Source organism: Pseudoalteromonas sp. NFXS39, assembly GCF_040148775.1.
GTDB classification, from domain to species: Bacteria; Pseudomonadota; Gammaproteobacteria; order Enterobacterales; family Alteromonadaceae; genus Pseudoalteromonas; species Pseudoalteromonas apostichopi.
The window spans coordinates 221978-247778 of the sequence record NZ_JAGDEC010000001.1; the positions used below are offsets into that span (position 1 = coordinate 221978).

Annotated in this window: 21 protein-coding genes; 2 read left to right on the forward strand and 19 right to left on the reverse strand. The window is 40.3% G+C overall.

From position 1 onward, the window contains the following. Nucleotides 1-468: 468 nt before the first annotated feature. The 7 genes from ppiC to J3455_RS00980 all read right to left on the reverse strand — a co-directional run bounded on the left by ppiC (nt 469) and on the right by J3455_RS00980 (nt 8657). The gene (gene ppiC, locus J3455_RS00950; RefSeq protein ID WP_055021968.1) at nt 469-747 is read right to left on the reverse strand and encodes a peptidylprolyl isomerase PpiC; all 279 of its coding nucleotides are present in this window, start codon (nt 745-747) and stop codon (nt 469-471) included. A gap of 63 nt (nt 748-810) precedes the next feature. Continuing rightward, nucleotides 811-1443, reverse strand: coding sequence for a lysoplasmalogenase (locus J3455_RS00955; protein ID WP_349560781.1), 633 nt, complete (start codon nt 1441-1443; stop codon nt 811-813). Nucleotides 1444-1501: 58 nt separating this feature from the next. Further along, entirely contained in the window at nt 1502-1900 is a 399-nt protein-coding gene (locus J3455_RS00960; RefSeq protein ID WP_349560782.1) for a thiol-disulfide oxidoreductase DCC family protein, read from the reverse strand. A gap of 2 nt (nt 1901-1902) precedes the next feature. Further along, nucleotides 1903-2925, reverse strand: a complete 1023-nt coding sequence (locus tag J3455_RS00965) for a zinc-binding dehydrogenase (RefSeq protein WP_130052463.1) — start codon at nt 2923-2925, stop codon at nt 1903-1905. 13 nt (nt 2926-2938) lie between these two features. After that, entirely contained in the window at nt 2939-4345 is a 1407-nt protein-coding gene (locus tag J3455_RS00970) for a TolC family protein (RefSeq protein WP_256854162.1), read from the reverse strand. Beyond that, the gene (locus J3455_RS00975; protein ID WP_349560783.1) at nt 4338-7484 is read right to left on the reverse strand and encodes an efflux RND transporter permease subunit; all 3147 of its coding nucleotides are present in this window, start codon (nt 7482-7484) and stop codon (nt 4338-4340) included. Before J3455_RS00975 ends, J3455_RS00970 begins: the two co-directional genes overlap by 8 nt. A gap of 6 nt (nt 7485-7490) precedes the next feature. Then, nucleotides 7491-8657 carry an efflux RND transporter periplasmic adaptor subunit gene (locus tag J3455_RS00980; RefSeq protein WP_349560784.1) on the reverse strand — a complete coding sequence of 389 codons (1167 nt, stop codon included), beginning with the start codon at nt 8655-8657 and terminating at the stop codon, nt 7491-7493. A gap of 118 nt (nt 8658-8775) precedes the next feature. Here J3455_RS00980 and J3455_RS00985 point away from each other — a divergent pair, with 118 nt between their 5' ends. Continuing rightward, nucleotides 8776-9720 carry a LysR family transcriptional regulator gene (locus tag J3455_RS00985; protein ID WP_130052466.1) on the forward strand — a complete coding sequence of 315 codons (945 nt, stop codon included), beginning with the start codon at nt 8776-8778 and terminating at the stop codon, nt 9718-9720. Between the two features lie 12 nt (nt 9721-9732). Here the strand turns inward: J3455_RS00985 and J3455_RS00990 are convergent, their stop codons facing one another. The 3 genes from J3455_RS00990 to J3455_RS01000 form a co-directional block, all read right to left on the reverse strand. After that, nucleotides 9733-10776 (reverse strand): GGDEF domain-containing protein, encoded by a 1044-nt coding sequence (locus J3455_RS00990; protein WP_349560785.1) that lies wholly within the window; start codon nt 10774-10776, stop codon nt 9733-9735. A 118-nt stretch (nt 10777-10894) separates the two neighbouring features. Beyond that, complete coding sequence (locus tag J3455_RS00995; RefSeq protein WP_349560787.1) at nt 10895-12730, reverse strand: serine hydrolase domain-containing protein; 1836 nt, start codon at nt 12728-12730, stop codon at nt 10895-10897. 111 nt (nt 12731-12841) lie between these two features. Next, nucleotides 12842-13693, reverse strand: coding sequence for a DUF6279 family lipoprotein (locus tag J3455_RS01000; RefSeq protein ID WP_349560789.1), 852 nt, complete (start codon nt 13691-13693; stop codon nt 12842-12844). 546 nt (nt 13694-14239) lie between these two features. Between J3455_RS01000 and J3455_RS01005 the strand changes: the two genes are divergently transcribed. After that, nucleotides 14240-14962, forward strand: coding sequence for a tetratricopeptide repeat protein (locus J3455_RS01005; protein ID WP_130052469.1), 723 nt, complete (start codon nt 14240-14242; stop codon nt 14960-14962). A gap of 182 nt (nt 14963-15144) precedes the next feature. Here J3455_RS01005 and J3455_RS01010 read toward each other — a convergent pair whose 3' ends face one another. The 9 genes from J3455_RS01010 to J3455_RS01050 form a co-directional block, all read right to left on the reverse strand. Further along, the gene (locus J3455_RS01010; RefSeq protein WP_349560790.1) at nt 15145-16557 is read right to left on the reverse strand and encodes a coniferyl aldehyde dehydrogenase; all 1413 of its coding nucleotides are present in this window, start codon (nt 16555-16557) and stop codon (nt 15145-15147) included. Between the two features lie 134 nt (nt 16558-16691). Continuing rightward, the gene (locus J3455_RS01015) at nt 16692-18122 is read right to left on the reverse strand and encodes an SLC13 family permease (RefSeq protein WP_256854163.1); all 1431 of its coding nucleotides are present in this window, start codon (nt 18120-18122) and stop codon (nt 16692-16694) included. Nucleotides 18123-18179: 57 nt separating this feature from the next. After that, a complete protein-coding gene (locus J3455_RS01020; RefSeq protein WP_349560792.1) occupies nt 18180-19139 on the reverse strand; it encodes a porin in 960 nt (319 codons plus the stop codon). Nucleotides 19140-19352: 213 nt separating this feature from the next. Beyond that, nucleotides 19353-20723 carry a sigma-54-dependent transcriptional regulator gene (locus J3455_RS01025; RefSeq protein WP_130052473.1) on the reverse strand — a complete coding sequence of 457 codons (1371 nt, stop codon included), beginning with the start codon at nt 20721-20723 and terminating at the stop codon, nt 19353-19355. Then, nucleotides 20720-22459: a sensor histidine kinase gene (locus J3455_RS01030; RefSeq protein ID WP_349560793.1), complete on the reverse strand. Its 1740-nt coding sequence runs from the start codon at nt 22457-22459 to the stop codon at nt 20720-20722. The genes J3455_RS01025 and J3455_RS01030 overlap by 4 nt, the downstream gene beginning before the upstream one ends. A 23-nt stretch (nt 22460-22482) precedes the next feature. Next, nucleotides 22483-24465: a TonB-dependent receptor plug domain-containing protein gene (locus J3455_RS01035; RefSeq protein WP_349560795.1), complete on the reverse strand. Its 1983-nt coding sequence runs from the start codon at nt 24463-24465 to the stop codon at nt 22483-22485. Between the two features lie 192 nt (nt 24466-24657). Then, nucleotides 24658-24927: a CBU_0592 family membrane protein gene (locus J3455_RS01040; RefSeq protein WP_054563978.1), complete on the reverse strand. Its 270-nt coding sequence runs from the start codon at nt 24925-24927 to the stop codon at nt 24658-24660. Between the two features lie 148 nt (nt 24928-25075). After that, the gene (locus J3455_RS01045) at nt 25076-25327 is read right to left on the reverse strand and encodes a hypothetical protein (RefSeq protein WP_130052475.1); all 252 of its coding nucleotides are present in this window, start codon (nt 25325-25327) and stop codon (nt 25076-25078) included. A gap of 39 nt (nt 25328-25366) precedes the next feature. After that, nucleotides 25367-25771 carry a DUF1761 domain-containing protein gene (locus J3455_RS01050; protein ID WP_130052476.1) on the reverse strand — a complete coding sequence of 135 codons (405 nt, stop codon included), beginning with the start codon at nt 25769-25771 and terminating at the stop codon, nt 25367-25369. Between the last annotated feature and the right edge of the window lie 30 nt (nt 25772-25801).

Below are 25801 nucleotides of genomic sequence, written 5' to 3' on the forward strand. Positions count from 1 at the left end.
TAAGATGGGAAGCTCTGTTAATTATGCTCTTAAAAGCGCTCATCAAAATTGAAATACATGCTAATGCCCATATAATGATCATATTGAGATAAAAAGAATTGAAAACAGAGGATAAAATTTTATGCTAGAAGTCATACTACTAACAGCACTTACTATAGCTGGTGTGTTTGCCTCCTATTTTTTTATGTTCGATAAAACGCCTCTCAGAAAAGAAGACAAGCGAGACTAATTCTTAGCGTTGAGTTTAGTATAGTTTAGGTATAAAGAGGCACTGGAGCTATAGGCAAAAAACGGCTGGCTTTGGTTACACATTAGAGATTACTAATAGACTGCTATTGGCACACAACTTTCCTTCATCTCTAACACGCTTTTGTCCAGAAATGAGTTAAAACCTAGCGTTTTAACTCACTGAAATGAAAAGTCTAAGACTAACAACGTGTCTTTTTAAATTTAGTGTGGCTTTAAACTTTACGTTCTGTATAGCACTTTGATGACATGCCAACCAAAGCGCGTTTTAACTAGATGTGGCTCTAAGATTTCGCCGCTGAATGCTACTTTGTCAAACTGGGGCACCATTTGACCACGTCTGAATTCGCCCAAGTCGCCGCCTTTTTTACCCGACGGACAGGTTGAATGTTTTTTAGCTAAAGTCTGAAACTTAGCGCCTTTTTTAAGTTGCTTGATAATGTCTTCAGCTTGTTCTTTGTGCTTAACAAGAATGTGCAGTGCGTGCGCTGTATTTGCCATGGGAAATCTCGAAAATTAAAACGCGCATATTTTATCACGGCAATCACCACTGAGCCACTGCGGCTATTTATGTTTACCTGTTGCTTGCAAAAAACCTTTTACCAAACAAAATTGCGCTAAATAATAACTGCACATTATTGCGATATCTGCATGCGCTATTTCTAAATAAAAACGGTTAAGGCCAAGAATAGAGTCTGATATAACAAACACTGCCCCTCCTAACACTAAAAAACCGTTCGATTTATCAGTCATCCAAGTAAGGCTTGCCATTATGGTGAGCACCAACATATAGAAAATCACAGGAATGAGCAGGTCATTTAAGTTTGGATAGAATAAGCAAAAAACGATGATGGCCAAAAATAGATAAAGGAGTACAACGTCTAGTCGCCAGTTATTAATTGGCAACATAGTAATGATATAAAAAGCGTGGCTTACAAAAAAAGCCGCTAAACCGCCTATAAATAGTTGCCCCGTATCAAGGGCTAACAACACATCACCTAGTGCTGAAAAACTAAGAGCGAATAATAAAGTAATAAAAGTTCGATTTTGTAACTGACTGCGCCCTTTTAACACCATCACAATCAACACACCGATTGGCAACGTTTTAAATAGCGCCATAAAAGGCTGAGGCAATGCCGGCATAAATAGCAGTAAAGCAATGTAAACTGTACTTAAGATTAGAAAGAGAATGTTCATATTCTTATTATTGTTATTTGTTCCCAATAACGAGAATAGCAAGCTTTACTTTAAATGTTTATAAAAAATGCTGCTTTTGTTTTTCGGACAATAACTTACACTTTGTTTGTTTGCCGAAAAACCGATAACGATGACGGCCAACCCAATCATACACACGATCGCGAAAGCCTTTTGGCAGTAGCTTGAACACGTTAGCGACAGAGAATGGAAAACCTAATTTCGTTGCGATAAATAATACAGCATCACTTTGTTTATATAGCTGGTTTTTATCAATCACTAACATTGAGGAAAGTGGATCTTTGACTTTATGTGCCTTTAATAAACGCTCACCTTTATCGCTTTGCATGGGGCATAACTTAAAGGTAATTTGCTTATCAAAGCGAAGAATAAACCGCACACAAAAATGGCACAGATTGCACTGACCATCAAACAAAATGACTGGGCAGTGAGTACGCAAGTTTAACCGCTTACTTGTACAACTTGTTTACCTGTAAAACCCCCAGCAAGTTGTTTATTTAAAGCAGCTGAAACAGCCTCAGCGGTAAAGTCTACGGCATGGATTTGCGGCAATTTGATCTCGCCTCGCGCTGCATTATCAAGTAATAAGTTACCCATAAAGCTTAATCTTTGCTGAGCACATAAACTGTTTGCAAGCCATGCACCACCTAACGATACAATGCCAATATTGGGAGCGCGTCTAAACATAAGTTCTTGTTCAAACTTAGGTAATTCATTTAAACAGGCGATGCGACCACAAAAACGCATTAGCTCAACGTTGCGAATGGTGGTATCGCCACCGATACAATCAAGCACCGCGTCAAAGCCCTGCGGACCAAGTTCACGACGAATTTTATCCTGGAGTTTAGGGTCATTATAATCAAACACAACATCAGCGCCTAATTGCTTAAGTAACTTATGATTGTGTTTGCTGGCAGTGGTAAACACAGTCGCACCACGTTGCTTAGCAAACTGAATAGCGAATTGGCCAACGCCGCCAGCACCGGCGTCAATAAACAGTGAATCTCCTTCGCTTAGCTGCAATTTATCAAGGGCGATTAATGCCGTCATACCTGAACAAGGTAAGGTTGCAGCGTCTGCCGGAGATACATTATCTGGCACAACAGATACTGCATAGTTAGGCACTGTAGTGTATTCAGATAACACACCTTGGTCACCAAGGCTGGCATGCCATACAACACGCGCACCAACACCAGGGAATACACCTTTATTTGCTTGAACAACCACCCCAACAGCGTCATGGCCCAAAACATGAGGGTAATGCCATTTGCAAAAGCCTTGCTTTGCAAAGTTGGCATCACCATGATTTAAGCCCACATATTCAACTTTAATCAAGAGCTCATTGCCTTCAGGGCTCGGTACTGGCACAGAAAGCTCAGATAACGCTATGGCGTCATTCGGCTCAATCAGTGCAAGCGCGCGCATTGTTGACGGAAGATCTGTAGTTTGTTGAATATGTGACATTTAATACTCTGGGTTAAAGGTTGTTTAGTTCAAAGCTCCAACGACCATTAAACGCTTGATAAGCACTTACTTTGGCCTGTAATGAAGCAATTGTTGAATCAACAGCGTTCTCTTGCGCTATTAAAACATCCTGTCTCGCATCTAACAACTCTAAGTAAGGAATTTGTCCTTCTTGATACATTGCTTGAGCTTGACCAAATGCTTTATTCGCATAATTAAAACGCTGATCAGCATAACTTAACTGTTGCTGCTGTTTGACTAGCCTTTGTAAAGTAAGTTCACTATCGCTAATGGCTTTTAATACTTTACTTTGGTAGTTACTGTAAGCGGCTTCACTTAAAAATTGCTGTGCATCACGCTGAGCTAATAATGCAGGATAGCTGAGTAATGACCATTCAACTTTTGGCGTTACTTGCCATTGTTGCACAGTATCTTCTAAACCATTACTGGTTAAGCTCACCACACCTGCAAACCCTGCCAAACTAATATCAGGCAGTAACGCTTTTGAGGCTGCAACACTCAATGAATAAGCCTGACTAAATTGATACAAGGCACTGGTGATATCGGGTCTCAGCGCCATTGCTTCACTCGCTTTACTAAACGACACGCTAAATTGGTGGCTGAGTAACTCAGGCTCTTCGACCAATGTTATGTCGCTTGCAAGTCGACCGGTTAGCACCGCAAGGGTTGCTAAGTCGCGATATTGCAAGTAACTAAGCTCAGGAATAAGCGCTTGTTGTTGCTTTAACTGCGCAAGGGTGCGGTTAAGATCAAGCTCATTCGCTACACCCTCTTCTACTCGCGCTTTTAGTACATCAATACTTTGCTCGAGTGCCTCGATTTGCATCTCAATGATAGCTTGCTTTTGCACATTACCTTGATAGCTGACATAGCCTTGCACCACAGCTGAAACCACTTCAACCTGTAATGCTCTTAGCTGCTCTGCTTGGTTTAATGCCCCCGCATTAGCAGCATCGACTAACGCGGTAATACGGCCGAACAAATCAAGCTGCCAATTAACATTAACTCCAGCGTTTGATTGACGTGTAATAACGCCATCTAAGCTGCTGCGCTCTGCACCTACGCTTAGGCTGCCCTGCGGATAATATTCCGCGCGGGCTGCACCTAAACGGGCAATGGCTGCATCAAGTTGAAGTTGACTGGTTTTTAGGTCGTGATTCATTGCTAATGCATCAGTCACTAAATTATTTAACTGGGTTGAATCTAAACGACGCCACCAGTTATTCTCGCTCGCGCCTTCGTTTTGTTCACCAATTTGTGTATCACTTACAAATTGCGTCAGGCTAACTTGCTGCTCTTGCATATCTACGCTTTGTGCGCAGCCAGCTAATACGCCGGCTAACAGCATTGCACTCAAAACTTTGCCCTGTTTAAAGATTGCATGAAGAGGCTTATGCATCATCTTGCTCCTTCTGCGATTTTTTCGTTACTAACATATAAAACACCGGGGTGAACAATAAGCCGAACACGGTTACACCAATCATGCCTGAGAATACAGCGTTACCCATGGCATGACGCATCTCTGCACCTGCGCCTGTGGCTAAAACAAGGGGTACAACACCTGCTGTAAAAGCAATTGACGTCATTAAAATTGGACGAAGTCGTAAGCGACACGCTTTAATAATTGCTTCAAGATGTGTCATCCCACCTTTATGCTGATCTCGTGCAAACTCAACCATTAAGATGGCATTCTTACTTGCTAGTGCAACGAGTACAATTAATGCAATTTGCGTAAAGATGTTGTTGTCATCACCTACAAGCCACACACCTAACAAGGCCGAGAAAATAGTCATAGGCACAATCAAAATAATCGCCAGAGGTAGTCTTAAGCTCTCGTATTGAGCAGCAAGTACCATGAACACGAGCAATACAACGAGTGGGAAAACATACACCATGGTATTACCCGCTAATATTTGCTGATAGGTTACTTCTGTCCACTCAAACTCAATACCATTAGGTAATGTTTCTGCAAGAATTGCTTCAATCGCATGCTGCGCTTGGTCAGAGCTATAACCTGGCGCTGGGCTACCATTTAGTTCAGCTGTAGGGTAACCGTTATAGTGCATTACACGATCTGGCCCTGTTGTTGGCGTGACCGTTAATACAGAACCTAATGGCACCATCTCACCCATGCGGTTACGCACTTTAAGATTCAAAATTTGCTCAGGATCTTGGCGGTAATCAGCATCAGCTTGTGCATTAACCTGATAAGTTCGACCAAACAAGTTAAAGTCATTCACATACATCGAGCCTAAGTACACTTGTAAGGCATTGAATACTTCAACAAGTGGAATACCTTGAATCAGCGCTTGCTCACGGTCAATGTCGATATCCATTTGTGGCACTTGAATTCTAAAGCTTGAGTAAAGGCCCATTAATGCAGGGTCTTGCTGAGCTTTAGCAATGGTTGCTTGTAAGCTATTAAAGAGTGCTTCAAAGCCTTTATTAGCACGGTCTTCAATTTGTAGTTTAAAGCCACCAGTTGTACCTAAACCTTGAATTGGCGGTGGCGGGAATACCGCAACAAATGCTTCATCAATAGCGGCAAATTTTTGATTTAACTGAGCCGCAATCGCCATTGCTGACATACTCGGATCTTGACGCTCTTCAAAAGGTGCAAGCGGAGTAAACACAATGCCGCTATTAGGGCTATTGGTGAAACCATTAACAGATAAACCAGGAAACGACACCGTATTTGCAACACCTGGTACTTGTAATGCAATTTTCTCCATTTCTTGCACGACTTCTTGGGTTCTATCTAAGCTTGCCGCATCAGGTAACTGTGCAACAGCCACTAAATATTGCTTATCTTGCTGTGGAATAAAGCCACCCGGTACAGCATCAAATAATTTAACTGTGCCACCAACAAGCGCAATGTAGGCAACTAATACAATCACACTCATGCGAATCAGTTTTTGTACCAGCTTTTCGTAGCCATTTGCACCTTTATCAAACAAGCGATTAAAAGGCTTAAATAGCCAATTACCAAATACACGGTTTAATAGCTTAGTTAAACGGTCTGGTTTTGCATCATGACCTTTTAATAACAATGCCGATAACGCAGGCGATAGTGTTAATGAGTTAAATGCTGAGATAATCGTTGAAATAGTTATAGTTAACGCAAATTGCTTATAAAACTGACCAGATAAACCAGTAATAAATGCCGTTGGAATAAATACAGCACACAGTACAAGTGCAATGGCGATAATTGGCCCTGTTACTTCTGTCATGGCAACACGGGTTGCTTCGAGTGGCGATAAGCCTTGCTCAATATTACGCTCAACGTTTTCAACTACAACAATGGCATCATCAACAACAATACCAATGGCTAGAACCAAGCCGAATAACGATAAGGTATTGATTGAAACGCCAAGCCATTGCATAACTGCAAACGTACCAATTAAAGACACCGGTACCGCAATCAGAGGGATAACCGATGCACGCCACGTCTGTAAGAACACCACTACAACGATTACAACTAGCGCGATTGCTTCTAGTAGCGTTTTGATAACAGCATCGATAGAACCGCGTACGAAAATTGTTGGATCATAAACAATGTCATATTCAACACCCGCCGGAAAGTCTTTCGATAATAGCTTCATGGTTTCACGCACTTGATCCGAAAGCTCAATCGCATTAGAACCTGGGCGTTGAAATACTGGCATAGCAAGTGCTGGCTGACCATCGAGCATTGCTCTTAATGCATAGGTGTCTTGTCCTAACTCAAGGCGTGCAACATCACTTAAGCGTGTAAGCTGACCTTGTTCACCTACTTTGATGATCACATTTTCAAATTCTTCTTGTGAGCTTAAGCGCCCTTTAACGTTCATCAGAATTTGAAACTGATTTGTTTTCGATGTAGGTTGTGCACCTAAACTACCAGCGGCAACTTGCTGGTTTTGCGCACGTAGTGCATTAACTACATCCATGGCAGTTAAATCACGTGCCGATAGTGCATCGGGGTTTAACCATACGCGCATTGAGTATTGACCACCACCAAACATACGTACATCACCCACACCCGGAAGACGTGCAATTTGGTCTTTGATATACAAGTCAGCATAGTTCGCTAAGTAAGTTGTATCATGCGTTTTTTCAGGTGAGTATAAATGCACTACCATGGTTAAATCTGGTGATGATTTTTCTGCTACGACGCCTAAACGCTGAACTTCTTGTGGTAAGCGTGGCAGTGCACTGTTTACACGGTTTTGCACTTGTACTTGTGCTCGGTCTAAGTCAGTTCCTAACGCAAAGGTAACTGTTAACGTCATACGGCCATCACTGGTTGCTTGCGAAAACATATACAACATGTTTTCAGTACCATTGATTTCTTGCTCAAGAGGTGCTGCAACAGTCTCAGCAATAACCGTTGGGTTTGCACCTGGGTAACTTGCTGTAACAACAACTGTTGGCGGCACCACCTCTGGATACTCACTCACTGGCAATTGAAATAACGAAATTGCCCCTGCGATGAGAAAGATAAGCGACAGCATCGCTGCAAAGATGGGTCGCTGGATAAAAAAGTGTGAAAATTTCATTTTGACCTACTGTTTAGCAACCAAATCTGAGTGATTATTTGAAAGAGTGAATGCAATACCGTCGCTATTAATCGTTACTTTATTAGGCGAAATTGGCATACCTGGACCCACACGAGCAGGACCGTTCACTGCAATCACATCGTTTTCGTTTAGTCCCGATTTAATTGCTCGTAAGCTGCCATAACGTTCACCAACAGTAACTAACTTATACTCAAGAACATTGCCTTCACCAACGGTTAGAACAAAACGATTCTTTAAATCTGTGCCAATAGCACGCTCCGGCACGATGACCTTTTCGCTTACTTTATTCGCTGCAAGCTTAATGCGGGCGAATGAACCAGCACGAAGTTGTTGCTCATCATTTTCAAACACGGCACGAACACGAAGAGTGCCTGTAGTTTCGTTAATTTGGTTATCAATGAAATTAATTTTGCCATTAAAGTTAAAGCTGGCTTCACCCACTTTTTGCATCACAACCGCTTGTTCACTTTGTGCCGTTACATCAGCAAATGACTGATTCCACGTGCGCTCATCAATATCAAAATAAGCATACATTTGCTGATTTGATACGATATTTGTTAACACACTTTGTCCGGCAAGTACGTTATTACCTTTGGTGATGTTGGCGCGCGATACTACGCCATTTATTGGCGAGCGAACTTTCGTAAATGCTAAATCAAGCTCAGCTGCAGTTAGCTCAGCCTGAAGAGCGAGTAATTGTGCTTCTCGTTGTCTAAGGGTTGATTTACGAGACTCTGCTTGCTCAGTTGAAATCGCTTTACGCTCAGTTAAGCGCTCTGCGCGTTTTGCTTCACTTTTAGCTTGTTCAAGTGCTGCCTTGGCGCTTTCGATTTGCGCTTTTAAGCTATCAACCACTGCAGCAAAGGGACGTGCATCAAGGGTGAAAAGCAAATCCCCCTCTTTAACGCTATCACCTTCCTTAAAATTAATTTTGTCGATAACACCCGAAACACGTGGCATAAGCGCTACTTCTTGTGGTGCTTCTAAGCGCGTTGTATAGGTGTGCCAATTTTGTACGGGTTTAACCAGTACTTTTGCTACATCGATAGGTTGTAAATGCTGTTGCTGCGCTGCTTGGTTGGCTTCAGTACCGCACCCTGCAAGCGTTAAGCTCGCAATGGTGACAGCCACTGCAAGAATAGATTTGTTCATCACGACTCTCCTGTTAATAGATTGGAGACAATGTTACGGAACTAATTAGAGGATAAAAACGATAGATTTTTAAATTCATTAATGCCAGAATGGCACCAATAAATTTTAAGGAACTGCTATGGATACCACCAGCCGTTTATTAATGCTGCTTGAAGTGATTGAACGAGGCTCATTTGCTAAAGCTGCAGAGTCTAGAAATATAGACCGTTCTGTCATTTCGAAACAAATTAGCCGTCTTGAAGATGAGTTAGGGGTGCGCTTACTAAACCGTACAACTCGTTCTTTTTCGTTGACTGCTGCAGGCGCTGAAATGGTAAAAAAAGCAGCTGAACTCAGGGATTTATTATCAGATACTGTTAGACTGGCCGAGAACTATCACCAAGAACCTCGTGGCACGTTAAAAATTACCTCATCAAGTATTATCGGTAAAAGGTATATTCAACCAGTAATTAATGACTTTCAAAAACGTTTTCCGCAAGTTGAAGTTGAGCTTCGTTTAGACGACAGGCTGATTGACTTAGTATCAGAAGGCTATGATTTGGCTTTTCGTGTTGGCGAACCAAAAGACTCTTCATTTATTGCCCGTAAGATTGCCCGCAACCGTATGTTACTGTTGGCCTCACCAGAATTTATTAAAACTTACGGCATGCCAAAGCATGTTGAAGATTTAAAAGAGCTGCCTGCCGCTAGTTATTCAAGCCCAAGTAAACGCATTAGTGGTATTCGCTATCGTAATGCCGGTGGCGATATTATTGAGCAGGATATTAAAAGTGTCTTTCGTGCTAACGATGCGGAAGTACTTTTGATGAAGGCAATTTCAGGAAATGCCTATGTTCTTGCACCAGCATTTATTCTTGATGATGAGGTAAAACGCGGAGATTTAGTACCAATTTTAACCGATATGGAATTACTCGATTACAGCGCAGTGTACGCGGTTTACCCACATAGAGATTTACCAGTAAGAACACGTTTATTCTTTGATGCTATGCGTGAATACATTGGTAAAGATGTTCCTGTATGGGAGGCAAACATTCCTGATTTTGATACTATGTACAAAGGCTAAGTTTAAAAAGCACTAACTCGCTTTATTACGATGTGCAAATTGTTCGCTTAACTCATAAGCCGTTACAACTCTATTTCGACCTTGCTGTTTTGCTTGGTATAGCGCATCGTCTACACGCTTAATAAAGTTTTTAAGGGTTTGATTTGGCATGTAGCAGGCAACACCGATGCTAATAGTCAAATTTATCGCCTGCTCATCAATATTGTGGATAGTTGTTGATAAGTGCTCGCGCAGCATATCTGCAAATTCATATGCACTTTGCGGGTCGCTATCTGGTAAGAAGATAGCAAACTCTTCACCGCCAATTCGAAATACATAGCCTTTACTTATGCGTTGCCTAAAGAAACTGGTTACTTCAATTAGAATACGATCGCCAACATCATGGCCGTATTGATCATTTATATTCTTAAAGTAATCAAGGTCGAGCATTAAGATAAATAAGCCATTTTTGTTTTTCAGCTCAACTTCAAAATAATGGGTCATCGCCAACCGGTTACCTGCCCCTGTAAGTGGGTCAAGTAAAGCTAAGTTTTCGAGTCGCTTACCATATTCTGCACGACTATTCTCAAAGGTGTGAGACACCGCCCAAATACTGATGTATGTGAATGTAAAGTTGAGTAAAAAATTGATGCTATTAAGAGGCTCAAGACTTGATTTGGTGAATAGAATACCGCCTTGCAGTACCGCAACGACCAATGACAAGACTTTGCCGTACTGTTTACCTAACAATAGATAAAATAGAACCGGTAATGAGCATGTCCAAATGAACAGCAAGCTTTTAATATTACTGAGGTAAGTGCCCAAAGTGATAAGTAGGGTTAAAAACACGCATAAGGTGAGCGACTGCCATAGATGACCATTGCGTTTTCGGGTATAAAAAAAGATATAAAAACAAAAGGATGCAAAAACGACTTCTAATGCACCAAGAACCCAAAAGTCATTTATAAAGAGATTAAAAACGGCGAATATTCCAGCTAGCACGCCAAGACAAAAGCCCATCCATTTAAGAACGGTATTTCGTAACGCTTGAGTGCCCCTTAGCGCCCCAATATCCATCCAGTTTCTCGTTATTGTTATAATTGCCTAATTTTAACGCGAAATAATAGATATAGGAACAAGTTATTAATAAAAAGTGCATAAAAATGCACTTTTTTACCTACAATTGTTAAACATTTTAGCTCCAAAGCAATAAGGGAAATACACCCCAAAGTGCTAAAATGAGTGACCATTGCAAAGCAGCTACCATTGCTAAACTATTTAACAAATTCATTTTACTCAACTTTTCATGAGCAAATATACGCCATAACCCGTAAGTCATAGCAAACGGTAATATTGTCGTGGCTAATGCTAACAATGCACTGGCAAGTGTAAACTCACCAATATTTAAAAATGATTGAGTTAAAAATAAAGGCAGCGGTACAAAAAGAAATAACGTCGCCGTAAAAGGCAATAATAGAGGTGACGACAAGCGTAATTGCCCCTTAACCAAGCAAATAGCGCCATATACTAATATCCATAGTATGGCGATTACGCCGATGGCGAGGCTGAGCCACATCGGCAGTAACTTCCAAAGACTGGTTTGTTCATATGTTCGAAAACCATCACTGATCATATGTTGACCATTTTCAGAAATATACAGAGTGTGTGAAGGAAATCGCTTTGTTTTTTCACGAAACAAATTATCGCCTATAGCTAGCAAGGTTTTTTGCTGAGACTGAAATGGTGACAATGTTAGCGTTTCGCCATTTGAGCTCACTGTTGCAAAATGAAGTAGGCGATCAAAATAGGCAAATCTTTTCATTCTGTTTGGGGAAAGCGTGTAAAACCCTTGCCAATCATCAAGCGCTACTTGCGCTTTTGATGGAGCTATTGCATCGGCCTTATTTACACCAAGGTTTCTAATCAGCATGCTATCAAATTGTTTGTAATTTGCAGTTTCTACATCGGCATTAAAAGCGATAAAAAATGCTTTTTTTTGCTCAGGAAAAAAACAAAAGTTGGTGCGGTAACCTAAAGTAGAGCCACTGTGGCATTTGCCAACCACATTATGCCGGTCACGTGTAGTTACCCCTAGCGCATAGCCTATATCAGTTAAATTATTTAAGGCAGCTTCTGTTTTAAAAGGCTTTCCCATGCTTGTTAATAGTGTCGGTTCAATAAATATGCGGTCATTAATCTTGCCATCGCCCATTAAAAACTGCGCAAACAAAGCCATATCATAAGCAGTCGTTGTAAACTGCCCTGCCGGTCTTAAAAACATAGGTAACGTGGCTTGGCTAACGCCATTTTCAAAATGGCCCATAGCAAGCGCAGGATCGCTAAACTGTCCTACTTGAGAAACAAAATTAAATGTACTCATGTGCATACCCAGCGGCTCAAGCAAGTGTTTATCTAAGTAAGATTCATAGCGCTCTTTAACAACGGCTTCAATCACCATAGCTAAAATTGCATAACCAAGATTAGAATAGGATAAGCGGCTTCCGGGGCGATTTCTAATACGCAACTGGCTTTCAATAAAGGTTTCTTTTAGAGCCATATCAGGCTTTGCTTGTGTCGTTAATAATTGCCAAAGCCGAATGTCTTCAAGCCCTGACGTATGATCAAGTAAATGTCTAACCCGAACTGGTGTGTTCAAGGCCCAAGGATTTTGCAAGCCAATATCTGGTAATATTTCAGTAACTGGGGTATCCAAGGAGAGTTTGTTATCTGTTACAAGATGCAACACCCCTGTAGCAATAAGTGTTTTAACGATTGAGCCTGTTTGCACCTTATTTGCTGTCGTCATAGGTTTTAAATTCGTAAAGTCTGCATAGCCTTTTGCACCTTGCGCAATTTTATTTGCACTCACTGTTGACCAAACAACGCCTATTAGAGATTCGTTATGCAAAGAGTGTTCAATTTGATTACTTAACTCTATTTCTGACCCAAACTTTTCGTTAGCCAAGGTTACATGAGATACAAAAAATAATGCCGTTACAGCAATAACTAAAAATTTTACAAGGTGTTTCATGTTTTATTAAACCATTCCTTAGGCAGCAAGAAGTTGACCTGCGGCGTATTTAGTAACCGCAAGCTAGAAAGTTATTTGTAAAAATTACGACTATAAGCGAGGCGTGATTATTTAGTCATTCATTAAATCTGTAACATCATCGATTAGATCATCAAGCTCTTCACGAACATTTCGACGCTGTTTGTCTGTAAGAGTTGGTTTTAAGGCAAGCAGTAAGGTTACGTAGTCATCTAGATTTTTATCGTCAGCTTTGATTAATTCATCACTCATAAAAGCCAAACGATTATTAATGATCACCGCTAACTGTTGATCAAAATCCGCAGGCTTAGTTTTTTGTATAAACAAGGATTTTAAAGCATCTAAGCGCTTTTGTTTGTACTGCATCCAAAGTAAAAATGTACTAATGCGAGTGTTAGATGCCGATTCGATCAGTGCTTTTTGTTCAGCTGATAACTTTGTGCCAAACCACTCTTTATAGTTCTCAAGATTTTCATCTAGACGTTCTTGTTTGTGCTGCTCAGCAGATTTTTCTTGATGCTCTAAATATTCTTCATTGATTTTATCTTGCAGTGCCGCTACAAATTCAACTCGTTGTTCATAACTCAATGCGTTTGCTAAATCGATCAATTCTGGTTCTAGCTTATCAACTAGTGTTTGCCAATGTTGCTTTGCTTGGCTGAAATGCTGTTTTAATTGAGCGTGATTAACGTCAGTTTCTAACATTAGTTTTAAACTTTCTAAGTCATGTTTATAAAGAGGTAGTTGAGTCTCTCGATGCCAATCACGGCTGGTTTTAACTATATGTTCAAACTTTTCAGCTTGCTCATTGTTTAAGTCAACATAATCATCAATCCAAAATCCTGACAGCCAACCTAAATTGTTATAAGTGAAGCTAGGAGAACAACCAGCAACTGCCAAAAGTAAACTCAATGTGATTAAACACTTTGCTATTTTTTTCATCATACTCAATTTATTAATCTAATTTTAATTAGTACCTTATTAAGTTAACACTGAGAATAAATAATCAGCAAGATCCTCTAAATGAAATTAATTATCATTTAAGTGTTGACGCCCACGTTAATCTAAGTAATAATCGTTATCAACAAGTTCAGGTAGGTTATTAATCTCACAACAATATCAATGTCTATAAGGCTTTGATGGTGTTTTTCTGGATTTGTTCAAGATTTAACACTTGATTGTTTGCGGCTTCTTCGACCCAAGCAGCGACATAAAACGTTACACTTTACTTGCTACATTGCTCATATCGGTGACGGTAGATATGACACTAAAAAGCCCATCATGGGCTTTTTTTATTTCTTTAATTTTTCTGTAAAATCTGTATCTTAAGCCTACTTGTTAATTACAACGCTTGCCGCTGTCTATAAATTAGGCATTTACAGCTGTTGGGTCTAAACTATAAGAGATGTTTTGCTCAGTGACTGTTTGGCAATGCATTTTATCAATAGCTGATTGCCTATTATTGATACATAACACATTTGGAGGCAGACTATGATCAAGCCTAATTTTAAATCACTACTGTTCGCTAGTACGTTAATCCTCTCACCTTTTGCAAATGCCAGTCTTGAAGATGCCCAATTAGCGGCTAATGAAGGTCGTTTTGAAGAAGCACTTCATGAATTTAATTACCTTGCTGATAGAGGTTATGCCCCTGCAATCTATGAACTTGCTAAAATGTACGAAGGTGGTTTTGGTGTGCAACGAGACTATCGAAAAGCGGCAGAGTTGTATGAAAAGGCTGTAAAGAAAGTACATGCTGATTCAATGTTTGCATTGGGTGTGCTTTATCAAGAAGGTAAAGGTGTTAAACTTGATAAAGAAAAAGCGATTTCACTTTTTGAAATGGCATCAAAAAAGAATCACCCTGCAGCTCAATATAATTTAGGCGTTATGTACGCTAATGGCGAAGGTGTTATTCAAGATTATCGCACCGCGCTTAGCTGGTACCAAAAAGCTGCAGCGAATAACTTTACTCTTGCTCAGTTTAATATGGCCTTGATGTACTACGAAGGTTTAGGAGTACCCAAGAACCTTGAGAAATCATACATTTGGAATACAATTGCTGAGTACAATGGCAATATGAATGCAAGTCATAGTCGTAAACTAGATGAGCGCAATATGATGCCTGCAGAAATTGAAGCTGCTAAAGAAAAAGCAGACGCAATTTATGCAAAAATACAGGCAGGCCTTTACGCCCCTGACGGACGTTTGTAAACAAGTAATACCAATTCGCTTAATTAAGTGATCTATTTTGAGGCAAGGAAACCTCGTTGATAGCAAGGCAAAAATTTCGTTATTTAGTTGTTCTAAATCAGAAATTTTTAACGCAGATAGCGACAGGTTTAATCCCTCAGAATGATTAAGTATTATTGCGGATTGGTATAATATACTTGCGCTTAACGGCGCAAGTACATCCATTTTAACAGTTTAATTAATAGCTTATTTTGTTTTAACAATAGGCTTGTGCGTGGATTAAACTTTCCTGATACTAGGGTATTTCTTGCGTGGCTAAAGGTTTTAAATCCCTCAACACCATGATAGTGCCCCATTCCTGATTCACCAATGCCACCAAACGGTAACTGATCTGCTGTAACCTGCATAAGTACATCGTTAATCGCTAATGTACCGCTTCTGATTGATGAACTTAGCTTACTAATTTTCTCTTTGTCATGGCCCAATATATATAATGCAAGTGGTGAGGAGTCACCATTGATGGTGTCAATCACTTGTTGCTCTGATTCATAACTTTTAATAGGTAGTAAAGGGCCAAAGATCTCATCTTGCATTACACGCATATCATCATTAACTTGCGTTAAAATATGTAACCCCATGCGATGTTTAAGTTCATCAACTTGGTGCCCTTCAATAGGCTCAAACACTTGTGCACCTTTGTCTTTTGCATCAAGCAGTGTTGCGCTTAAACGTTGGTACTGCGCATCAGAGACGATTGAAGTTAGGTTTTTACCTTCAACACCTTGTTTATAATACTTCTTATAAAGCTCACTCAACTGTAAGACTAACTGATGTTCAAGCTTTTTAGGCACAAACACATAATCTGGCGCGACACATATTTGCCCCGCGTTGTTTAATTTACCAAATAATAGTGTTTTTGCAGCTTCTTTAATATTCACATCTTCTAAAATCACTACCGGTGACTTGCCGCCTAACTCAAGAGTCACAGGGGTTAGGTTTTTACTGGCAGCTTGCATTACTTTGCGCCCTACTGATGTCGAGCCTGTAAAAAGTAAGTGGGCAAACGGTAGGTCACAAAAGCATGCTGCGGTATCGGCTTCACCTTCAACAATGATGCAGTGTTCTTCAACTGTATCTGCCATCAGCTGTTTGATAACATTATTGGTATGCGGCGTAAATTCGCTTAGCTTTAACATCACTCTGTTACCAGCCGCTATTGCGCTTATAACTGGCACTAAAGCCAATTGAATTGGGTAGTTCCAAGGTGCGATAACGCCTACTACACCCTTAGGTTGGTAATGAATATGCGCTGATGAAGGCCACAAACTAATACCGACGCTGCGCGATTCGTTACGGGCCCATTTAGGTAAACGTTTTATTGTATCACTAATCGATTTCACAGTTGGCAGCAGATCGCCTAACACCGTATCAAACTCAGTACGATAACCAAAGTCTTTACTGGTTGCTGCAACTAAGGCCTGTTCATTTTCAATGAGGCGAGTTTTGATGGTTTTTAAAAGCTTAATACGCTTATCAAGCGCTAAATAAGGCTCAGCCAAAAAGGCGTCATTAAGTTTTAAAAATTTGCTGTGTAATTGTGCGTATATATCAGTCAAAAGGTCATCTCTTGATAAACGATTTTAGCCACTATAACCAGCTATAATTATCTGAGCAACTTTATAAATGTAAAAACAGCGCTCATAGTGAGCGCTGTTGATGGTTGGATTAGGTTGAAAACTTTTAAACTTATCTAAAAGCCAAACACAACTGCTGCAATGGTCATAGTTACTAAAGTGATCATCGCAATAGCAATAATGTTTAGTGCAAAACCAGATCGGATCATATCGCGCATTTGAATTTGTCCTGAGCCAAATACAATCGCATTTGGCGGTGTTGCAACTGGCATCATAAACGCACAACTACACGCGATTGCCGCAGGAATGACCCACACAAGAGGTGTACCAAATACAGATTCAGCAACCGGGCCTAAAAGTGGAAGGAAGCCTGCGGCTGTTGCTGTATTACTCGTGATCTCAGTTAAGAACGTAATTAAAGTAGCAACTGCTAGAACACTTAGTACCAAAGGTATAGCACTTGCACCCTCTATCATGTGCGCAATGTATTCAGCTAGACCTGATGATTTAATTTGCGCAGCAAGTGTTAAACCACCACCGAATAGTAATAACACACCCCATGGCACCTTAGCAGCGCTTTCCCAGTCAAGAATACGCTCACCATCACCTTTGTTTGCAGGTAAGACAAATAACAATAGTGCCGCAGCAATCGCAATACCAGTGTCAGAGATTTTTAAACCCGACAGATCGGCAAGTACTGGTCTAAAGATCCAACAAACAGCTGCTAAGACAAAGACTGCTGCTACGCCTTTTTCAGCGCGCTGCATTTTACCAAGCTCTTGTAACTGCGATAAGAATAACGATTTCGTATCTTTACTTGCTGCTTTTGCACATTGTGTATCTACTTTGTAAGCAAACTTAGTTAACCAAACCCAGCATAAAATCAGCATAACTGTTGCAAGTGGTACACCTACTTTCATCCACTGTGCAAAACCTATTTCGATTTTGTAGCTATCTGATAAATACGCAGCCATTAACGCATTTGGCGGCGTACCAATTAACGTTGCAATACCACCGATACTCGCACCATAAGCAATCGACAGTAACATTGATTTACCAAACTGGTCATTATCAGGGTTAGATTGCTTGACCAACATGGTTATCGACATAGCAATCGGTAACATCATCACAGCGGTAGCTGTATTTGACATCCACATTGATAAAAATGCCGTTACTAACATCATGGCTAAAATTTGTAGGCTTGGCTTAGTCCCTGCTCGAAGCATAGTATTAAGCGCAATACGTCTATGTAAACCCCAACGCTCCATCGCAATTGAGATTAAAAAACCGCCCAAGAATAAAAAGATTAAAGGATGTGCATAAGGCGACGCGACCCCTTTGATTGCAGCAATGCCAGCAAGAGGTGATATAACCAGTGGCAATAATGAAGTAGCAGGAATTGGCACAACTTCGCTTACCCACCAAGAAGCCATCCAAAAAGCAAGGCCCGCAGTGCGAAGTGCAGACACACTCATTCCCGCTGGTGGATCAATTAAGCAAGTTAATAGCATTACTAATGGGCCAAGCAGTAACATGACTGTGCTCATTAATGGACGTGGCTGAGAGCCATCTTTTGTTTGATTTACTAATGACATACCTACTCCTTAGAACTTGTATTTAAGGCCAATTGCAATGCTGTTGTCAGATTCAAGTTCTAAATCTAAATCAGTATAGAATAAGTAGGCTGTGGTTTGTTTATCAAAAACATAATCAACACCTGCTGTCCATTGTTTACCTTCTTCAGCATGGCGAATTTTTGAGTCATCTTTAACGTACTGAAGCTTAGGTACCCATTTATCGATAGCATAGCTTGCACTGAGTGCATAGCCATTACCTTCTTTACTGCCATCTGTTGATTCACTGCGTTGGAATAAGCCCGCAAGTTGTAGGTTTTCATGTTTCCATGCTGCAACCACACGGCTTGCAGTCAACTTGTTAAGTGCATCAACATGGCTGATAGCTAAATAGTAGTCTTTTGATTTTAATGCACGGTCACCATAAATAACGGTTGCAGCAAAACCATCTTCATCGTTGCTACTGTCATCTTTTGGTGCATAAGTTAGCGCAAGCGATGCGCCACCATAGGTTTTTGAGCTATAGGTAATTGTATCACCAATACGGTCTTGACCAGGGATCAACTGGGCAATGTCAGCTTGCGTTTCGTTAAAACCGTCAACTTTACCTTCTGAGTATTTAAAACGAGTATCGTTACGACCCACAACGACTTCACCAAAATCACCTGCTAGACCTAAGTAGGTATTACGAGCAGAAAATGGTTCACTGGTATCGTCATGCTCGAAGCCTTTTACTTGCACTTCGTATTTGAATACCGCTTTTAGCGATTCAGTTAGTTTATGACTACCTTTAATACCAATACGAGAAAAAGGTGCTTCAATTTGAGTGCCTTCATCTGCATAGCGCATAACGCCAGTATCTGTGTTTGCTATTTGAACTTCTGCTTTACCATATACAGCGTAATCTGCTGCCATTGCTGAGCCCGCTGTGCTCGCTAAAATCACAGCCGCTGCTACGCGTGTTTTGTTATGAGTGAATATTGTTGTCATTATGCGCCCCTTATTAGGTTCAAATTGTTGTTCCTAACTGTTAAGGCAAGTAGGTTGCCAACTTAGTTAATTTATAAAAAAACTATAAATAACAAAACCTTAACTTCATTGGCTTAGTGGAGACTGAGTTTTATGGGTGGATCTCCACACATTTTTAAGATTGTGTTGTCACCTGTTCCACCCATTATCTTTAATTAACTGTAGATGTACTGGTTAGTCTTTAAACATTTCCCGATTAATACCGTATTTAGTCATCTTGTCGTAAAGGGTTTTACGAGCAATTTGCAAAGTGACCATAGTATCTTTAATGCTACCGTTGTTACGCTCTAACGCTTCTTCAATCAGTGATTGCTCATAAAAGCTGATTTTCTCAGCTAGGCTTAGGTCCTGAGCAAGTTCGTTTTCATTGTTTGCGTCGTTGTATGAAGCAAATGCTAAATCAGAGCCTAGCAATACTGCACGTTCGGCCTGATTTCTAAGTTCTCGCACATTACCTGGCCAATCATAAGCAAGTAGGCGCTGTTTTGCTTCACTACTAAGTGGTGCAGGTGGCTTATGAAAGCGTGTTGCAGCAATTGAGCTAAAGTGTTTAAAAAGTAATGGGATATCGGCTTTTCTATCGCGTAATGCAGGAATACTCACTTTAACTAAGTTTAATCGATAATAAAGATCGGCTCTAAACTCACCTGCTTCTACCAAGGTCATCAAATCAACTTTTGTAGCAGCAACAATGCGTACATCTAAATCAATGGCGTGGTTGTCGCCTACAGGCGTGACTTTTCTCTCTTCAAGCACCCTAAGTAACTTGACTTGTAAACTTGCAGGAGTTGACTCTATTTCATCTAAAAAAACGGTACCTCCTTTAGCAAATTCAAATTTACCTTGGCGAGATTGCGTTGCACCGGTGTAAGCCCCACTTGCCGCCCCAAATAACTCACTTTCAATTAATTGCTCAGGAATTGCACCACAGTTTATCGCTACGAAATTAGCCGCTGATCTGTTACTTTGATCGTGCAAGTAACGAGCGACTAACTCTTTACCTGTACCTGTTTCACCTTCTATAAGCACATCGGCGGGAGTATCAATTACCGCATTAAGTAAATGCATCATTTGTTGCATTTGCTCTGTTTCACCTAAAATACGCACACCGGGCGCAGAAGTTTTTTCTACCGCAATTTTCAAGGCGCGGTTTTCCATCACTAAAGCCCGTTTTTCTGAAGCACGCGCAATACAATCTAACAATTGCTCAGTAAGCGGCTTTTCAAATAAATCATAAGCCCCTAACTGCATAGCTTTAACCGCAACAGATACATCAGCAAAACCGGTAAGAAATATAACCGGCAGTTCACTATCAAACGCTTTTACTTGCTCTAAAAACTCCAAACCATCCATTTTTGGCATATTTATGTCGCTAAGCACAATTCCCTCAAAACGACGACCCAGTTTTGAAAGTGCAGCTGTAGGTTCGCTAAAACACTGAACTTGATAACCCTCAATTTCAAGCAGTTGCTTTAATGAATCGCGGATCACCGCTTCGTCATCAATAACAATTACCTGATTACAGGTAGTTGCAACTACACTCATGATTGTTCCTTATTAGTTTGTAAGGTTATTATAAATTGTGCCCCGCCTTCAGGACGGTTGTGAGCCGATAGTCGACCATTAAATGAGTCTATAATTTGTCGTGAAATAGATAAACCAAGCCCTAAACCATTACTGGTTTTAGTACTATAAAAAGGCTCAAAAATATTACCTAATGCATGTTGATCAATGCCTGGACCCGTATCAAGAATCGATAGCTTCACTCGGTCGTCAAATAGTTCAAGTTCAAAACTCAATTCACGCTTTTCAGATTCACTCATCGCTTGGCTCGCATTGGTAATAACATTCACTAATACCTGTTCAAACTTAACACTGTCGACCCAGACTGTTATCTGTGAATCAATATCAGCTGCTTTTACCACGATATCGTCTTGTTTTAGCTGGGCGCTGGCGATCATTAGGGCATTTTTTAACATACTCGCTAAGCTTTGTTGCCTTAGTTGAGTTTGCGCCGGTTTACTAAAATGCTTTAACTGAGCAACAATTTTATGAACACGCTCTATTAACGACTGTACTAGCACTAAATTTTCGCCAGCTTGTTCAATATTGCCTTTCATAAGTAACCTTTTCGCACTTACTAAGTAGGTATTCATGGCACTCAAAGGTTGGTTTATTTCATGGTTAATGCCTGCACTTAATTGGCCTATCGTGGCCAATTTAGCTGTTTGGATCAGTGCTTTTTGAGCTTTTTCGAGCGCTTGGGTTCGTTCAATCACTTCTTGCTCAAGACTATGCCTTGAAAAAAGTAGTTTTTTATAACCAGCAAATCGTACCATTGCCATATGAATAAGCACCACAGCAATGGCATAAAACACACTAAACCAAAGAAGCCTTGGAATTTGTGCAAGCTCCACATTTGTCACATCCACCAACACACTGGCTTTAGCGTTTATAATGTCTATTGTTTCGGTGGCACTAATAAAGCGCGCTTGTTTGCCATCAAGCTGAATGTTTTGCTGCGCGGTTTGTTTACTTAAAGGCTTGTGATTATGGGCAAGTAAGCTCGGTTTATGAGACAAGTATCGGCGTGACTTAATTAAAGCAGCCATTTGTGCATCATTGAGGGGCTTAAGAGATTTTAAACGCCAGTCAGCAACATCTGACATCACAATTACACTGTCTTCTAAAGTGATATAAAAATGGGTGCTATCTGATGCATTAAGTAGTTGGCGGTCTTGCTCAAACTTTTTAGCATTAACCTTTAATGTTACAACGGCAATGACTTTCCCTTTATCTATAACCGGCTCTGAGAAATAAATACCGCGCTCACTTGAGCGCATGCCTAAAGCAAAATAGGCAACTTTCCCACCTTGCTTTGCTAAATAAAAATAAGGCCGAAAAGCAAAATTACTTCCCAAAAAGGTGTAATCAACTTGCCAGTTACTACTTGCCACGACCGAACCTGATAAATCCATTACATAGACATCTGATGCACCACTGGCACGTTGAATATCTTCTAAATAATAATTAACGGCTTGTTCGCCTATACCTTGCTTAATCACAAAGGATTTAACTAAATCATTAGCACTCACTAAGGTAGGAATTGTTTTAAATCGGGCTAATTCACTGGAGAAGTAATGACTTAACTGAGTCGCTTGAACACGGCTTTGTTGCTCTGCCTGCTGATAATCATGGGCTCGCCCAACGTAAAAAACTAACACAAGCAACAATAAAAGCATTGCACCTGCAATAACTAACTTTTTACTTAATGACGACATTCAAACCTTTGTGAGCAGCACAACTAGAAATTAAACTGGTAGTGTAACGATAATTCTTCTGTTGTACCAGCGACAGCGCCATTGTCCATACGTGGGTCAAACACGATATATTTCTTGCCTAACAGATTTTCTGCTTTTAACGTTAACTGGCTCTTTGCGTTTACTTGCCATTTTAAACTGCCACCTAATAAGCTATAGGCAGACTGTTTGAAGTGAGCACCAGTTACTGAACTTACCTCAACTTTATCACGCCATAATAAGTTTAAACTTACTTGCCAGCTGTCAGATAAGTTGTAGCTGCTAACTAAGCTTGCGAAACGCTTAAAGCTCGCATTAATTGGATCTTCAAAGTATTGCGTGTAAGTGCCCGTTACAGAGAACTCTTTACTTGATTGCCAAGTGCCATCAAGCTCGATACCACTGTTTTGAGTATTAAATGAGTTTGCAAAAGTAAATAAGGCATCATTAGATTGCGTTGGCTCAATGTTTATAAAGTCATTGAGTTCATTATAAAAAAATACGGCATTAGCTTGTAACTCTGAAGTTTGATAATGCCAAACAAGCTCAGTGGTTTTTACTGATTCAGAGCGAAGTGATGGGTTACCTACGGTGACATCATCATTTGAAAAAAGCTCATTAGTAACCGGGGTTCTAAACGATTCGCCATATTGCACTTTAACGGTATGCTCTGGGTTTATAACATAAACACCCGCAAGACGAGGCGAAAGTTTACTGTCGATGTCTTTCACATCGTCATAGCGTGCCCCTATAAATAAAGTAAGTGCCTCTGAATAAGGTATTTTTAACTGGCCATACGCACTATATGTTTCGAAAGTATATTTAAGTGGCGCAAATTCAGGAAAGTCCATCACAGTCACGATACCTTGCTGATAATAAGCGGGGTCAATAATGACTAACATAGACTCATCATCATAGTAATTGGTACGTACCCCTGCTTTTACTTGCTTAGCCTCTGCATATTCAACACCTGCGGCAAGCTGCCATTGATTATCAAATTGATAACTCAATTCCGTTTCAAATTTACTATCGGTTGTTTGCCATGCTGGACCGAGGAAAAAGTCAGGTATATCGTCAAATGCAGCGATTAGACCAGCGCTAGAGATATTATGCTTTGTGTATGAGTAACTAGAATCTAGCTTTAGCTTATCGTTGTTAACCCAGTTATATTTAATGCCAACAAAGGTGTTATCACTGCTATGTTGGTTCTGCGTTGAATAGCCAGCAAGGTTTAAAAACTCATCAAGGGATGTTTCGTTGTAACGAGCACGTAATTTAAGCTTTTTATAATCAACACCCGCTTCTAGATATATCGCTTCAAGAGGATCTTTTACTCCTTGCGGATAGCTTTCGCCGTCTTTTTGATCATAAGAAAAACTCGCAAAGAGTGCGGCGTCATCACTAAAAGAGCTATTAAACTGCCCTGTTGCGCCATAGCGACCATTATTACCAACCACAAGTTGCATAGTATTTCGCTCTTTAGAGGTAACAATATTCATGACCCCTAAAAACGCATTACTGCCATACAGCGCCGAGCCAGGGCCGCGAATAAACTCAATTTTTTCGATGACTTCAATGGGAATATAAGGCATGTAAACAGAGGCTTTACCGAATGATGATTCATTGACTCGTTCACCATTGATCATCACCAGTACATTGCCACTATCTAGATAAACACCCCGAGCATGATCTTTAGGCACTGCACCGACCCAATCACCTCGGGTTGATTGCATACCAGGCACAAAGTTCATTACTTCATAGGCGTTATCAACACCAAGTGCTTGAATTTGTTTACGACTAAATACACTCATGGTTGAGGGAACAGAGGACAAGGTTTCGTTGGTTTTGCTAGCAATATCAACTTGAACGTCAAGCAAGTCTTCAAAACTTAAAGAGAATAAGTCTTGCTCTTCAGTCGCGTTTGCAACCAATGGAATGGTTGAGGCAACTGCAATTGAAAAAAGTGCTGAACATCTTAAAAACTTCACGTTGCGACATACCTGTACTAATAGTCTATGCTGCAATAGCAACACATTGTTTACACTATTAATACAAAAGATTGGCAAGCTTGCAATGTTTTTATAGCTTTAGTTGAAGAGTTCTCGGAAGTAGATGCAAAAAAACCCATTTTCAACTGTAAATGGGTTTTAAGAAAATCTGTATTGGTGCACCAAACTTAATTATGCTGTTTCAACATTAGCAGTGCGCTTTGCTTTGATGTACTTATATAAACCAATAAGTGACGCCGCTATCCAGAAAATTTCGATAACAAAACTAGCAAGGTTAAAGTTATAACAAAGACTAATCAGTAACAGAATTGCACCGGTTAAGTTCATCATGTTATACACAAGGCCGGTTGGCGATGCTTTATTCAGTTGCAATAAAAAGAAAGCACCAACCACTAAGAATGTGCCTGTCATGCCAATAATATCAAATAAAAGTGCTATCACGTGCGTGAGTCCATTTTGTTCATGTGTTTATACCCATACAACTGGCCCAATCCATGGGGAGGGTTGTTTTCATTCATTGAAACAGCAAACCGGCTAATAGTATCAGAGCATGAGGAATAAACGAGGATAAATGTCCGTATTTTAAATGCTACTTATGCGTCACCTTACCACCAATAATTTTTAGAGCAGGTGTGCCACGGATCATGGTCTGGCGGGCGAATTGACGTTGGCAGTCAGGACAAATACCGGTTTCGTTGGTAAAGTCTTGGCTAATACGTTCGACAAAACATTTAACCAACGCCCCTTTTCCACCTTTGCGGTATTTAAACAATTGGCTTTTACATTGTGAGCAAAAAATATCGACAGTTTTAGTCGGGCCTTTTTTGTTTGGTTTTGCCATTACAACTACATTACTAAACTAAAAGCATACTTTAACATGTTAAGGCCAGAGCCCCAAAACTAAGCCAATAACAGAAAACTGTAATATTGAATAACTTGCATTAACTAAAAACAACTTTAATGGTCGCTGTTCAAAGATATAACCAATTCCCAAAGCACAGCTGACCCAACATAAACCAATAATAAAGCCAGTGCCAACAGCCACCCCTACATTGACATTTGCACCAATAAATAACGATAAACTAAAAGCAATTAAACAACATAAAACAAAGCTGCCACCAAACACCATAAACGGGTTAATGCTCTGTAGGTCAAGTTCAGTTAAGCCACAGCTTTCCATCCAAATTCGTTTAAAAAGCCAAGGAGAATACCACACAGCGCCCAATAGGAAAGATGCAAGGGCAGCAAAAAATATCGCGAAGAAATTAAGTTCTGAAAAATGCATACGCCAGACTCATACAACTAACAGGGTTAT